The 13,767-nt window shown below is 64.8% G+C and carries 14 protein-coding genes; 5 read left to right on the top strand and 9 right to left on the bottom strand.

The window, feature by feature from the left end; all coding sequences use genetic code 11:
- Positions 1–131: 131 nt before the first annotated feature.
- The 5 genes from ACR42D_RS03585 to ACR42D_RS03565 all read left to right on the top strand — a co-directional run bounded on the left by ACR42D_RS03585 (position 132) and on the right by ACR42D_RS03565 (position 3,408).
- Complete coding sequence (locus ACR42D_RS03585) at positions 132–533, top strand: TadE/TadG family type IV pilus assembly protein (RefSeq protein ID WP_484565496.1); 402 nt, start codon at positions 132–134, stop codon at positions 531–533.
- Entirely contained in the window at positions 460–1,767 is a 1,308-nt protein-coding gene (locus ACR42D_RS03580) for a vWA domain-containing protein (protein ID WP_484568434.1), read from the top strand. Before ACR42D_RS03585 ends, ACR42D_RS03580 begins: the two co-directional genes overlap by 74 nt.
- A gap of 14 nt (positions 1,768–1,781) precedes the next feature.
- Positions 1,782–2,249, top strand: coding sequence for a TadE/TadG family type IV pilus assembly protein (locus tag ACR42D_RS03575; RefSeq protein ID WP_484565495.1), 468 nt, complete (start codon positions 1,782–1,784; stop codon positions 2,247–2,249).
- 193 nt (positions 2,250–2,442) lie between these two features.
- Entirely contained in the window at positions 2,443–3,135 is a 693-nt protein-coding gene (locus ACR42D_RS03570) for a tetratricopeptide repeat protein (protein WP_484565494.1), read from the top strand.
- 144 nt (positions 3,136–3,279) lie between these two features.
- Positions 3,280–3,408, top strand: coding sequence for a hypothetical protein (locus ACR42D_RS03565; protein WP_484565493.1), 129 nt, complete (start codon positions 3,280–3,282; stop codon positions 3,406–3,408).
- 433 nt (positions 3,409–3,841) lie between these two features.
- Here ACR42D_RS03565 and ACR42D_RS03560 read toward each other — a convergent pair whose 3' ends face one another.
- The 9 genes from ACR42D_RS03560 to ACR42D_RS03520 form a co-directional block, all read right to left on the bottom strand.
- The gene (locus tag ACR42D_RS03560; protein WP_484565492.1) at positions 3,842–4,669 is read right to left on the bottom strand and encodes a carbohydrate ABC transporter permease; all 828 of its coding nucleotides are present in this window, start codon (positions 4,667–4,669) and stop codon (positions 3,842–3,844) included.
- Positions 4,670–5,788 carry a carbohydrate ABC transporter permease gene (locus tag ACR42D_RS03555; protein ID WP_484565491.1) on the bottom strand — a complete coding sequence of 373 codons (1,119 nt, stop codon included), beginning with the start codon at positions 5,786–5,788 and terminating at the stop codon, positions 4,670–4,672. It lies immediately after the preceding gene.
- 75 nt (positions 5,789–5,863) lie between these two features.
- A complete protein-coding gene (locus tag ACR42D_RS03550; RefSeq protein WP_484565490.1) occupies positions 5,864–7,120 on the bottom strand; it encodes an ABC transporter substrate-binding protein in 1,257 nt (418 codons plus the stop codon).
- A gap of 79 nt (positions 7,121–7,199) precedes the next feature.
- The gene (locus ACR42D_RS03545) at positions 7,200–8,297 is read right to left on the bottom strand and encodes an ABC transporter ATP-binding protein (protein WP_484565489.1); all 1,098 of its coding nucleotides are present in this window, start codon (positions 8,295–8,297) and stop codon (positions 7,200–7,202) included.
- A gap of 36 nt (positions 8,298–8,333) precedes the next feature.
- On the bottom strand, positions 8,334–9,386 hold the full coding sequence (locus ACR42D_RS03540) for an aldose epimerase family protein (protein ID WP_484565488.1): 1,053 nt from the start codon (positions 9,384–9,386) through the stop codon (positions 8,334–8,336).
- Entirely contained in the window at positions 9,377–10,405 is a 1,029-nt protein-coding gene (locus ACR42D_RS03535) for a LacI family DNA-binding transcriptional regulator (protein WP_484565487.1), read from the bottom strand. The genes ACR42D_RS03540 and ACR42D_RS03535 overlap by 10 nt, the downstream gene beginning before the upstream one ends.
- Positions 10,402–11,703: a galactokinase gene (locus tag ACR42D_RS03530; RefSeq protein ID WP_484565486.1), complete on the bottom strand. Its 1,302-nt coding sequence runs from the start codon at positions 11,701–11,703 to the stop codon at positions 10,402–10,404. The genes ACR42D_RS03535 and ACR42D_RS03530 overlap by 4 nt, the downstream gene beginning before the upstream one ends.
- Complete coding sequence (locus ACR42D_RS03525) at positions 11,703–12,767, bottom strand: UDP-glucose--hexose-1-phosphate uridylyltransferase (RefSeq protein ID WP_484565485.1); 1,065 nt, start codon at positions 12,765–12,767, stop codon at positions 11,703–11,705. The genes ACR42D_RS03530 and ACR42D_RS03525 overlap by 1 nt, the downstream gene beginning before the upstream one ends.
- A gap of 196 nt (positions 12,768–12,963) precedes the next feature.
- Positions 12,964–13,761, bottom strand: a complete 798-nt coding sequence (locus tag ACR42D_RS03520; protein WP_484565484.1) for a substrate-binding periplasmic protein — start codon at positions 13,759–13,761, stop codon at positions 12,964–12,966.
- Positions 13,762–13,767: the final 6 nt, after the last annotated feature.

Below are 13,767 nucleotides of genomic sequence, written 5' to 3'. Positions count from 1 at the left end.
ATTTTATTCTATTGAAACAAGCTGTTGCATGCATATCTCCGGCCGCCCCCTCCACCCTTGGCACGTACAATGCTTCATACGATGGAACCGGCCTTCCGCCGGACCATTTTTGGAATGCAAGGAGAACGGGAATGAGAAAGAGAGACGAAAGACGCCGGGGGATGGCCGCAGTGGAGTTCGCCCTGCTGCTCCCCGTCATGGCGCTTCTGATCCTGCTAATGGTGGAGGGCGGCAACGCCATGCACACCTACTCCTCCCTGGTGGAAGCCAGCCGCGAAGGAGCCCGCCACGTGCTCATGGAAGGCGAGAGCGCCGACGTGGAGGCCCTGGTGGCCGCCGTGGTCGCCGATCTCGACCAAGACAAACTGTCCACCAACGTGACCACCGACCCCGACGCCAACACCGTCACAGTAGAGGTTTCCTATGTTTACGAACTTTTCGGATCAAAGAGCGGCCAGGATAACAGCGAAGGCCTGTTCGGCAACGACGGACCGCTCACCTTCGTCGCGCAGACCACCATGCCGCTCCCCTAGGGAACGCCGCAGGGGATCCACCAGCGCCATCATGGCCCTGATGCTGCCCATCCTGCTGGGTGTGGCGGGCATCGCCGTGGACATGGGCAACATGTACCTGACCCACACCCGGCTGCAGGCCGCAGTGGACGCGGGCGCCCTGGCCGGAAGCCTGGAGCTGCCCTACGACCCGGACCTGTCCAAGGGCGTGGTCAGCAAGGCCGTCACCGACATGGTCGCGGAGAACATGGAGTCGGCCGAGGTCACGGACATCTCGGCGGGCACCGAAATCCGCAGCGTCAAGGTCACGGCCCGGGCCGAGGTCAAGATGCTCCTCATGGAGGTCCTGGGCATGGCCGACAAGTATGTGGAGGCCAACGCCATGGCGGGCTTCAACAAGCTTGAGGTGGTCTTCGTCATCGACAACTCCGGCTCCATGCGAGGCACGCCCATCGACCTGGTCAAGCAGGCCTCCAACGAACTGGCCGACCTGCTCATCCCGGACGGCACCACCCCGGACACCAAGGTGGGCCTGGTGCCCTTCCGCGGCAAGATCCGCCTGGGCGAGGACGTGGACGGCTACTCCACAGGTTGCGTCAACGCTGACGGTTCCCTGAACCAGGGCATCCACGAGGACTTCATGGACGAATACTACGCCCTGCCCTACTACTACCGTTCCTACATCACCCTGGACACCTGCTCCAGCATCCCGCCCGTGCTGCCCCTGAGCACGGACAAGAGCGCCATCGTCTCGGCCATCAACTCCCAGACCGCCACGGGCGCGGCCTCGGGCACGGTCATCCCCGAGGGCATCAAGTGGGGCCGCAACATCCTCACCCCGACCCCGCCATTCACCCAGGCCGGCGACAAGGAAGACTTCCGCAAGATCATGATCGTGCTGACCGACGGCGACACCGAGGACGGCGAGTGCGGCGGGCCCTACCGCGCCTCCTACCGACCCAACAACTACTGGACCAACGCGTACTTCGGCATGGGCGTGGACACCGCCCACTGCGAGGACGGCGGCGTGCTCAACCAGGATATGCTCGACGAGGCCCAGGCGGCCAAGGACGCGGGCATCGAGATCTTCGCCATCCGCTTCGGCACCTCGGACAACACCGACATAAACCTGATGAAGCAGATCGCCTCGAGCAAGCAGGGGACCGACGACCACTACTTCGACGCCCCGTCCGTGTACGACATTCCCGACATCTTCAAGCAGATCGGCAAGCAGCTCGGCTGGCGCCTGCTCTAAGGGAGGTTTGAGCCATGCACAGAAACCGCAACAAGAACCGCCGCGCAGGGCTGGCCGCCGTGGAAACGGCCCTGATCCTGCCCATCATGTTCATGCTCGTCATGGCCGTGATCGAAGGCGGCAACGCCGTGTACGCCTACGTGACCGTGCAGAAGGCCGCCCAGCTCGGCGCGCGCTACGCCGCCACCGGCCGAGGCGCGGACGAAGGCACCCGGCTGGACGACATCATCCAGGCCACCCAGGCCGGGCTGACCACCCTGAAACAGTCCAACATCGAGATATCCGTCCGCTCCTGGCCCGACGTGCAGGCCTCGGGCGACGGCATCGACAACGACCCCGGCGCGCCCTGCCAGCTGGCCGAGGTGGCCGTGCTCTACAACTACGAGCCGTTCACTCCCCTGGTCGCGCAGCTGCTGCCGGAGACCATTCCGCTCAAGGGGTTCGACCGCAAGGTCAACGAACCCTGGAAGCCGTGCAACTGATTCCGCCCCGCCATACCCGCAAAAAGGCCCTCCCCAGGGCCTTTTTGCGTTCCTCACCGTACACACGATTAAGAATAAGTATTGATATATGCCTTGACCTGCATTACTTTTCATCCGTCTCGCATGTATAGAATGAACAACAAGGGAGTCTTCAGCCGTGGATGATTATCCGGCTATACTCGGTGTATATTCATTGTCAATCGATGCCGAAGTGGGCACGGGCGGCACCTCTGTCAGGCATGACAACGTCACCTACTGGTATGCCCGCCAGCTCTCTCCCGACCAGTTTGAGATCCAGCCCCTCAACGCGCACCACGTTCCTTCGGGCGTGCGCAGCGTGCTCGGCGAACTGGACTTCCTGCGGCAGTACACCCCGGAACCGACATACTACCGGGTGCACACTGTCCCGGCCCTGGAGACCCTGCGGCGAAAGATCGAGATGGGCCAGGACGCCTTTGTCAAAGGCGACCTGGACGAGGCCGAACGCCAGTTCCTCAAGGCCCTGATGATCGACGACAAGAACATCGAGGCCAACTACGGGCTGGGCGAGGTCTATTCCGAGAAAAAGGACTTCGACAAGCTCAAGAAGGTCCTGGACACCCTGCTCGGCCTGGAGGAGGCCTTCACCTTCGAGTTCCGCCAGAAGTTCAATTCCTTCGGCATCTCCCTGCGCAAGAACGGCCACTACGACGAGTCCATCCGCTACTACGAGAAGTCGCTCGAGATCGTGGACACCGACGAGAACGTCTACTTCAACCTGGCCCGTGTCTACTTCGAAAAAGGACACAACGACCACTGCGTGAACAACCTCGAACAGGCCCTGAAGATCAACCCCGCCTTTGTCGAGGCGCAGAAGTTCCTCAGATACTGTCAGAAACACGCATAACAGCCGCGTTTTCACCACCTGCGTTTTTTGTTCGCCCCTGGCCTTGCCAAGTCCGGCTTCGTGCTTATTTATCACGTATGTTCATGTATAAATAGCCCGGCCTTTGCTGCCGGGCCTCGTCATACCCTTACCCAGGAGGCGACTATGCCCAACATGGATTATCCCGGACCGTGCCTCTCCTGCATCGACACCAGCTGCGGGCTGTGGGATGAAAACATCTCGGAGAGCAAGGACGAACGTTCTTCCGAAGAGGAAGACCGCGACAGCAATTAAGCCCCCCTGACGACAAACAGATACACCAAAAAAAGGCCCGGACACCCGTCCGGGCCTTTTCCTTTGCGCCTCCGGCGGCTGGGGGAAGGGGAAGGAAAACCCTTTGAAAAGGGCTTTTCCTTCCCCTTCCCCCAGACCCCCATCCCCATCCTTTCCGAAACTTTTTATAGCCGCTACGCGGGGCGGTCCGCACATAAAAGGGCCTCCGACTCATTAATGAGTCGAAGGCCCCGCCTTTCTCTTAATGGAGCGACTCGGGTGCGCAGCACCCGACAGCGGCTCTCTTTACCGCGCTGGCACAAGGCTTTCGAGAGTGGGTCGGCTGTGCATTTTATTCCGGTGGGCTTTCATCCTCATGTAGACGGCTACACTGCGGTGAAAGCCCACCGGAAAAAATGTGCAGGTGGCCCGCTATCGGAAGCCGCTCTCCACCTTACTCCTTCACAGAACCAGCCAACAAGCCCCGGATGAAGTACCGTCCCAGGAAGATATATATGGCCAGCACCGGCAAAGCAGCCAAGATGGAGCCGGCCATGGGGAGGTTCCAGGTGACGGCCTGGCCGCCAGCCAGGTTGGCCAAGCCCACGGTGATGGGGTTGGACGTGTGGCGGGTCAGGCAGATGCCCCACAAAAACTCGTTCCAGATCTGGGTGAACTGCCACAGGGAGGTGACCACGAACCCGGGGATGGACAGGGGGAAGACGATGCGCAGGTAGATGGAGAAGAAACCCGCGCCGTCCAGCCTGGCCGATTCGATCAGGGCCGTGGGGATCTGGGCGTAGAAGTTGCGGAAGATGAGCGAGGTGATCGGCAGCCCGTAGACGATGTGGGCCAGGATCAGACCGGGCAGGCCGCCGTACAGGTTCATGGCCCGCAGGGTCTGGAACAGGGGGATCAGGATGACCTGGTACGGGATGAACATGCCGAACAGGAACAGGGTGAAGATCACGTCCGAACCCTTGAACTTCCACTTGGAGAAGACGTACCCGTTGAGCGAGCCGAGCACCGTGGACCCCGCCGTGCCGCAGAGGGTCAGGATGAGCGAGTTGATGAAGTCCGGCTTGAGCTTGGCCAGGGCGTCGGAGAAGCTTGACCAGTTGACCACGGACGGCCATTCCCATGCCGTGGGCAGACTGATGTCCGCGGGCAGCTTCAGGGCGGTCACGGCCGCCATGTAGGCGGGCATGAGGAAGAACAGGGACAGCAGGGCCAGGGTTCCGTAAAGGAACACGCTGCCAAGGGTGATTTTCCGGACGCTCATCTAGTGCCTCCCCTGCTGACGGTATTGGCCGACCAGATAGGGCACGATGAACATGGCCGCGATGAGGAACAGGACGATGGCGATGGCCGCGCCCTTGGCGAACTCGTTGCCCCGGAAGGTGGTCAGGTACATGTTCAGGGCCGGGTGGCCGGTGGCCGCGTTGTCCGGGCCGGTCATGGCGAAGATCAGATCGAACATCTTCAGCGAGATGTGGGACAGGATGATCACCGCCGAGATGGTGATGGGCTTGAGCATGGGGATGGCCACGTGGCGGTAGTAGCCGAGCTGGGACGCGCCGTCGAGCATGGCCGCGTCGCGCAGGTCCTGGGAGATGCCGTTGAACCCGGCCAGGTACAGGGCCATGGTGTAGCCCGAGTACTGCCAGATGGTGGCGATGATGATGCCCAGCGTGGCCAGGTTGAAGCCGTGCTCCTCCTCCATGAACAGGGCGTCCGGAAGGATGGAGCCGAAGACCCAGACCAGGGCCCCGAGCACGATGCCGGGGATGAGCCAGCGCTTCATGGCCCGGCCCGCGTCCTTCTTCAGCTTGAACACGCCGACCATGATCAGGATGAAGGCCGCTATGTAGACCAGGATGCGCAGGATGTCCTGCCAGTTGAAGACCAGGATGGCCGCCTGGCTGGACAGCCATCTGAAGGTCAGCGGCTCGAAACCGAAATACTTGGGCAGGACGTTGACCCCGCCCTGAGGGGCGAGCAGCCAGCGCCAGATGGTCCCGGAGACGATGAAGGACAGGGACATGGGGTAAAGGAAGATGGTTCGCAACAGATCCTCGCCCTTGGGCTTCTGGTCGAGCAGAATGGCGATGAACATGCCCAGTCCCACGGCCCCGGCCAGGAGCATGACCGAGTAGTAGACTGCGTTGACCAGGTCCTGGCGGAAACCGCCGCCCAGGAACCCGGTGAATAAGTCGATATAGTTCTCCAGGCCGACAAAATTCTTTTGCGGTTCGAGGGCCATTGAGCCCGTCCCGCCCCAGTCGGTCATGGAGGTCCAGATGGTGTTGCCGATGAACCCGTAGACGAAGACGCCGATGAGGATCATGGACGGCAGGAGCGTCAGGAACGCTTTCAATTTATCGAGCGAGGCTTCCCGCATAAGCAAATCCGGTTGGTCGGGCCGTGCCGCGCCGGGACGGTTCCCGGCGCGGCACGGCTGGTTCATATTCTCAGGCTAGATGCCGGCCTTCTTGGCGAGCTGCGCGCACGCCATGGACGCGGCCTGGGGGTTCTTGGTCTTCAGGAACATCTCCATGATGGAGGCGAAACCGTTCTTGAAGGTGTCGTTGGCGGCCACGCCGTGGGCCAGGGAACCGACCACGCGGTTGCTGTTCCAATCCTTGGCCGCAGACTGCGAGTACGCGTTGTACTTGGACAGGTCCGAGTCCTTGCGCGCCGAGATGGAGCCCTTGAGCGGGTTGAAGGCGTCGGAACCTTCCTTGGAGCCCAGAACCTGCAGCCAGGCAACGGCGTTGTCGCGGTGCGGGGAGCCCTTGGGCAGGCCGAAGGAGTCGGCCAGGAACATGAAGGTGCCGTCGGTGCCGGGGGAGGCGATCCAGCCATACCCCTCGCCCGGGGCGAGCTTCTTGGTGGTGGACATGTAGCCCGCGGCCCAGTCGCCCATGACGTTGAAGGCGGCGCGGCCGTCCACGACCATGTCGGTGGCCTGCTGCCAGGACAGGGAGGAGGCGTCCGCGTTGGTGTACTGCAGGACCTTGCCGAACAGTTCCCACGCCTTGACCACTTCGGGGGAGTCGAAGGGCAGCTTGCCGGACCACAGGGCATCCCAGTTGTCCGCGCCCATGGAGGCCAGGGCCACGGATTCCCACAGGTGGTTGGCGGTCCAGTTCTGGGCCAGGGCCAGGGGCACCACGCCCTCACCCTTCAGCTTGGGCGCGATGGCCAGGAAGTCGTCCCAGGTCTTGGGAGCCTGTACGCCCCATTTCTTCAGGTTGGCCGGGATGTACCACATGACGTTGGAGCGGTGGATGTTGACCGGCACGGACCAGATGCCGTTGTCGGTGCCGATCAGCTTGATCAGCCCTTCGGGGAAGACGTCCATCCAGCCCTGCTCCTTGAACAGCGGGGTCAGGTCTTCCATGCGGTCGGCCTTGACCCAGGTGCCGATGAGCTCCTGGCCCGCGTGGACCTGGAAGGAATCCGGCGGCTCGCCGCCGAGCATGCGGGTCTTGAGCACGGCCTGGGCGTTGACGCCGGAGCCGCCGGTCACGGTGGCGTTGATGACCTTCACGCCGGGATTCTGTTTCTTGTAAATCTCGATCAAGGCGTCCAGGGCCGGACCTTCGTCGCCTGCCCACCAGGAGAAAATCTCCAGTTCACCCTTCAGATCGCTGGCCTGGGCGGCCTGCGGAGCGCCGATGAGCAGCGCGGCCGCGAACACGATCAACATCTTCGCAAAAGCCTTTTTCATACGTACCTCCTAAAGGTTTGCAAACTCCACTTCTGACAATCAAGTATCAATCAAATCAATCGGTTATAAAACCGCAAATTTAATAAACAGCCTCTTGTGTCTCGGGGTCGAACAGGACCATCCGGTTGAACTCGAAGCCTATGGGCACGATCTCACCGGGGTGGGCCACCACCCTGCCCTCGACCTCGGCGAGGAGCTCGTTTTCGCCGTCCACCACGATCTCCAGGTGGGAGTGCCCGCCGAGGATCTCGGAAACCACCACCTCGCCCTGGCACATCCACTCCTTGGGCAGCTTCTCGATGCGGTCGCCCATCTTGATGGAGTCGGGCCGGATGCCCGCGAGCACCGGCGAGCCGTCCTGAAGGGGGCCGCCCTGGGCTTCGGCCACCGGGAACTTGGACGGTCCGGCCTGGACATAGCGGCGGCCGTCCTCCACGCGGAACGTCCCTTCCAGGATGTTCATGGGCGGGTTGCCGATGAACCGGGCCACGAACGCGTTGGCGGGCCGCTCGAATACGTCGATGGGCGTGCCCACCTGCTGGATGTAGCCGTCCTTGAGGATGACGATGCGGTCGGCCAGGGTCATGGCCTCGATCTGGTCGTGGGTCACGTAGATGGTCGTGGTCGCCAGCTTCATGTGCATCTTGCGCAGTTCCATGCGCATCTGGGTGCGCAGCTGGGCGTCCAGGTTGGACAGCGGCTCGTCGAACAGGAACACGTCCGGCTGGCGGACGATGGCCCGGCCCATGGCCACGCGCTGGCGCTGGCCGCCGGACAGTTCGGACGGCTTGCGGTCGAGGTACGGGGTCAGCTCCAGGACCCGGGCCGCCTCGTCCACCTTGGCGTCTATCTCCTCGCGCGGCTTTTTGCGCATCTTCAGGGAAAAGCCCATGTTGTCGCGCACGGACATGTGCGGATACAGGGCGTAGTTCTGGAAGACCATGGCCACGTTGCGGTCCTTGGGCGAGGCCTGGTTGACCAGTCTGCCGCCGATGAACACCTCGCCGCCGGATATCTTTTCCAGCCCCGCGATCATGCGCAGCACCGTGGACTTGCCGCACCCCGAGGGCCCGACCAGGACGATGAATTCGTTGTCATGGATGTCGAGATCGATACCGTGGACCACTTCCACGTCGCCGTACCGCTTGACCACTTTCTTCAATTGCACGTTAGCCATGTTGACCGTCTCTTTTTGCCTGCGCGCATCGCTGCGCTACTTCACGAAAAACCTGTACAAAATCGTTTGCCTGTACGCCTCGCCGGGGCGCAGCGTGACCGCCGGGAAGGGAGCGTGCCCGGGCGCGTCCACGAACCCCTGGGGCTCGAGGCACAGTCCCGACCTCTCACCATATACCGCGCCGTCCTTGCCGGGCAACCCTTCCGGGATGTGATTGCCGGAATAGAACTGCACGCACGGCTGCGTGGTCAGAACCTCCAGGCCCCGGCCCGAGACCGGCTCGACCACCGAAGCAGCAGTCCGCAGCCCGGCCCGGCTGTCGAGCACGTAGCAGTGATCGTAGCCGTGGCCGTTCACGAGGGGCGGGAAATCCTGCCCAATGCGCGCGCCAATGGCAACCCCGGCCATGAAGTCGAGCGGCGTTCCGGCCACCTCGCTCAGGCACCCGGTGGGGATCAGCTCCGCGTCGGTCTCGAGGCAGCGCCGCGACGGAATGGTCAGGACATGCCCCAGACAGTCGGTTCCCGGCCGCCCGCTCAGGTTGAAATAGGGGTGGGCGGTCAGATTGACCGCCGTGGGCCGGTCCGTGGCCGCCGAAAAGTCCAGGCGCAGCCCGTCGTCGGTCAGGGTGTAGATGGCCGAGACCGCCAGATCGCCGGGGTAGCCCTGCTCGCCGTCCGGGCTCTCGTAGCGCAACACCAGCGCGGGACCCGCCCCGGTCTCGATGGGCTCGGCCTTCCAGACCCGGCTGTGGAACCCGCCCGCCCCGCCGTGCAGGTGGTGGCGGCCGTTGTTGCGGTCCAGCTGGTACTCCCGGCCGTCCAGGACCAGGCGCGCCCCGCCGATGCGGTTGGCCACCCGGCCCACCAGCCTGCCGAAATAGCATTGATCGTCCAGGTAGCCGTCCAGGGTGTCGTACCCAAGGACCACGTCCGCCAGGTTCCCGTCCCGGTCGGGCGCGGTCAGCCGCACCAGCGCGCCGCCGTAGGTGGCGATGTCCGCCTCCATGCCCGCCGTGTTGCACAGGGTGTACAGTTCCACCGGAATGTCGTCCCGGGTCGTGCCGAAGGATCGCGAACTCAGTTGCATAGTCCTCCCCTCGGGGCGGAGCTGCCCCGCACGCGCAGTTCCGTCCGGAGCACCACGGTCTCGGGCACGAAGTCCGCGCCCTCGTCGAACTGGCGCAACAGCAGGGACACGGCGGTCCGGCCCATGTCGAAGGCGGGCTGGAACACCGTGGTCAGGGCCGGGTCGATGAGCGCCGCCACCGGGGTGTCGGAAAAGCCCACCAGAGCCACGTCGTCCGGGATGCGCACCCCGGCTTCCTTGAACCGGGTGTACAGCCCCACGGCCACCGGGTCGTTGATGGCCAGGATGGCCTCGGGCAGCTCGTCCATGGCCAGATAGCGCTCGGCCCCGGCCCGGCCGTCCTCCTCGCGGTACCCGCCGTGCAGGTGGAACTTCTCCTCCAGGGGCAGGCCGTGGGCCGCAAGGGCGTCGCGGTACCCCTCGAACCGCTTGCGGTTCAGGGCGATGCCGTCCTGCCCGGCCATGTGGCCGATGCGCCGGTAGCCGCATTTGATGAGGTGCTCCACCGCGCCGAAGGAGGCCGCGTAGTCGTCCACCACCACCTTGCCGGTATCCAGCTCCTCCACCACCCGGTCGAACTGGACCAGGGGCACGTGCTGGCGCATGGCCCGCGCCAGGTGCTCGTAACTGGTGGTCTCCGACGAGATGGCGATGAGCAGCCCGGCCACGCGGTTGGCCACCAACGCTTGGACGTTGAGGATCTCGCGGGCCAGGGTCTCGTTGGACTGGCAGACCATGATGGTGTAGCCGTTGTCGTAGGCGAGTTCTTCTATTCCGCTGATGACGTTGGAGAAAAAATGGTGCCGGATGGCGGGCACGATGACCCCGATGACGTTGCTGCGCTTCTTCTGCAGGGATTGGGCGAGCTGGTTGGGGTGGTAGTGGTACTTCTCGGCCGCCTCGGCCACGCGCTGCTTGGTGACCGGGCTGATGTCCGGGTGGCCGCGCAGGGCGCGGGACACCGTGGACGGCGACACGCCGAGCGTCCGGGCCAGGTCCTTGAGGGTGAACTGGCTCATGCGCGTTCCTCCCCGTCCAGGAAGATACGCTCGAAACCGGGCCTGCGCACCTTGAGCGGCATGACCGCGCCCGGGCCGAAGACCTCCTCCATGTACTCCGCGTAGGCAGTAAAGCGCGCTTCGGGCACGTAGGCCTGGATGGTCCCGGCGAACCCGCCGCCCTGGATGCGGCACGCGCCCTGCCCGCGCAGGAACCGTTCGGTCAGGATCAGGGCCAGGGGGATGGGCTGGTCCAGGGGATCGGTGGCCGAGATGCAGTTCTGCAGCAGCCGCCAGGAGGAGTCGCCGGATTGGCGGACCAGACGGAGGAAATCGTCCATGCGCCCCGCGGCCAGGACCCCGGCCTGTTCGGCGGCGCGGTCCGTCTCCTCGATGAAATGGATGAGCCGGAGCACCCCACGGTCCCCGGCCGCCTCGCGGATGCGCGCGGCGTGGGCCAGGACCGCGTCCACGGTCAGCCCGCGCGCGTGGGACTGGCCCAGGGCGCGGGCGGCCCGTCCCATCTCGTCCGGGATGGCCGCGTAATCCGGGGTCAGGTCCGCGTGGCTGCCGCCGGTGTCGACCACGGCCAGCCGGTAGCCGGTGCGCTCGAAATCGAAGTCCACCTCACGCATCACGGGCTCGGCCGGGTCCGCGAAGTCGATGGACAGGATGCCCTGGGCCGCGCAGGAGAGTTGGTCCATGAGCCCGCACGGCTTGCCGAAATAGTTGTTCTCGGCCGCGCGGCCCGCCACGGCCAGCTCCAGAGGGGGGCACTCCCCGCCGTTGAAAAGTTCGCTGAATATCCGCCCGACCAAAATCTCGAAGGCCGCCGACGAACTCAAGCCCGCGCCCATGGGCACCTCGCCGTCCACGCAGGCGTCGAACCCGGCCACCTTGCGGCCGTTTCCTGCCAGCCCGGCGGCCACCCCGCGCACCAGGGCCATGGAGGTGTCCGCCTCCCCGGCCCTCGGGCCCAGGTCGCCCAGGTCCACCACGATCTCGCCGTCGAACCCCTTGGATTTGATGCGGACCACGCCGTCGGCGTTGGGCCGGGCAACGGCCAGACAGTCGAAATGCACGGCGGCGGCCAGGACCACGCCCAGGTTGTGGTCGGTGTGGTTGCCGCCCAGTTCGGTCCGTCCGGGAGCCAGGACAAGGGCCGCCGGGCCGGGCCCGAGGCGGGACTCGAAGCAGTCCAGGAGATCGAGATAGCGGGCGCGTTGGGCCGCAACGTCCCCGGGCCGGTACAGCTCGGCCAGCACCGGGTCCAATGCTCCCCGGCGCAGGGCCTCCGCGTATGCGGCCGCAGTGGCCATTACGCGCCCTCTCCGGAGCCCGGACCGTCCATGTAGTGGACCTCGGACTGTTCGCGCAGCCGGGCGGCGGCCGACTCGGCGGTCAGGTCGCGCTGGGGCATGGCCATCATCTCGTAGCCGACCATGAACTTCTTGACCGACCGGGAGCGCAGCAGTGGCGGATAGTAGTGCAGATGGAAATGCCAGTGCGGGTACTCGCCCCCGTCGGTCGGGGCCTGGTGGATGCCCATGGAATAGGGGAACGAGGTCTGGAAAAGATTGTCGTAGCGCACGTTCAGCCGGACCATGGCGTCGGCCAAGTCCCGACGCTGGGCCGGGGTCATCTCCAGGATGTTCGCCATGTGCGCCTTGGGCAGGATCATGGCCTCGAAGGGCCACAGGGCCCAGAACGGCACCAGGGCCGCGAACGAGTCGTTCTCGAAGACGATCCGCTCGCCCCGCGCCAGCTCGGTCTCCAGGTAGGCGCAGAGCAGGCATTTGCCCTGGTCGCGCAGGTGCCCGGCCTGGCGGCGGTCCTCGGTGGCCGGGTACATGGGCACGTTTCGGGTGGCCCATATCTGACCGTGCGGGTGCGGGTTGGAACAGCCCATGGCCGCGCCCCGGTTCTCAAATATCTGGACGTAGCCGATATCCTCGCGCCAGCCCAGGTGGGCGAACTCGTCGCACCACACGTCGACCACGCGCGCGGCCTGGTCCGTGCCCAGGCGGGCCAGGGTCAGATCGTGGCGCGGGGAATAGCAGAGGACCCGGCAGGTGCCGGTCTCGGCCTCGGCCACCAGCAACCCGTCGCTCCGGGGAGCGAGCCCGCCGTCGGGCGGCTCGGGCAGCAGTGCCGCGAAATCGTTGGTGAAGACGAAGGTGTCCGTATATTGCGGGTTGACCGCACCGCCCGCCCGGCCATTGCCGGGGCAGAGGTAGCAGTGCTCGTCATAGGCGGGCAAGGCCGCCCGGTCGGGCGCCTCCTGTTGGCCCTGCCAGGGCCGCTTGGTGCGATGCGGAGAAACCAGCACCCACTCGCCGGTGAGCTGGTTCAGCCGCCTGTGCGGGTGATCCTCGAAAAACATGTCTTCCCCTCAGCCCTTGACGGTCGCCCCGGAGAGAGGTCTTGACCAAGACTCCCGGTCTCTCCGAGCCCATTGCAGTCGGCACCGCAAACGTTGCCGCAAACGTTTGCGGTACACCCGAAAAAAGATCACAGAAACGACACTTTGTCAACCGGGGGAAGGGGAAAACAACCCCCGGCCAGGGGGCGCGGAGAGGTCAGTTCAGGCCGGGATATTCCCGCCTGATCAGGTCGTAGCGGCCGCTTTCGCGCAGTTTGCGCAGCCCCCGGTTGAAGCGGTCCATGAGCGCCTCGGCATAGGGCAGGCGGCGGCTGAGGATGAGGTGGTTGGTCTCAGTGAAGATCGGCCGGGGGTTGTAGGCGATCCGGTCCGCACCGATGCTGACGCGGTTGGCCAGGATGAAGAGGCCCACGGTCTTGTTGCAGGCGTAGACGTCCACCCGCCCGGCGATGAGCATCTTCATGCCCGCCGCGTAGCTCACGGCCACATCCAGCTTGCCCTTGCCTTGCGCCAGGACATCCCTGAACGGAAACTCCTCGGCACTGCCCAGGGTGATGCCCACGCGCAGGTCGCGTACGTCATCGAGCCTGCGCCAGTCGAAAGGCACGTCCTTGCGGTGGAAGAAGACCCTGTCCGAGGTGAAGACCGGGTCGCTGAAGAGGAACCGTTTCTCGCGCTCCTCCATGGGCAGCCAGCCGGCCGACCCCACGGGAGGTCCGTGGTCGGCCATGGCCAGGGCGCGGCGCCAGGGCAGGAACAGAATATCGACGGAAATCCCATCCAGGGCGAAGCTCTCGCGGATGACGCGGTTGGCGAACCCGCCGCCGGGCAGGGAGGCGGAATAGAACGGGGGCCACTCCCCGCTGGTCAGGAGGATGGAGGCCGGCAGGGGTTGGGCCCGGCAGGGGACGGCCAGCAGGAGCAGGCACAGCGCGAGCCACGCCGTGCGGCGCGGCCCGAACCGCCTGTCCAGGAAACGCCGTGCCGGGTCCATCGGTCC

Source organism: Pseudodesulfovibrio sp. lm2024, from assembly GCF_051175575.1.
Classification (GTDB): domain Bacteria; phylum Desulfobacterota; class Desulfovibrionia; order Desulfovibrionales; family Desulfovibrionaceae; genus Pseudodesulfovibrio; species Pseudodesulfovibrio caledoniensis.
The sequence above is the reverse complement of the archived record's forward strand: the minus strand, read 5'-3'. Positions and strand labels throughout refer to the sequence as shown.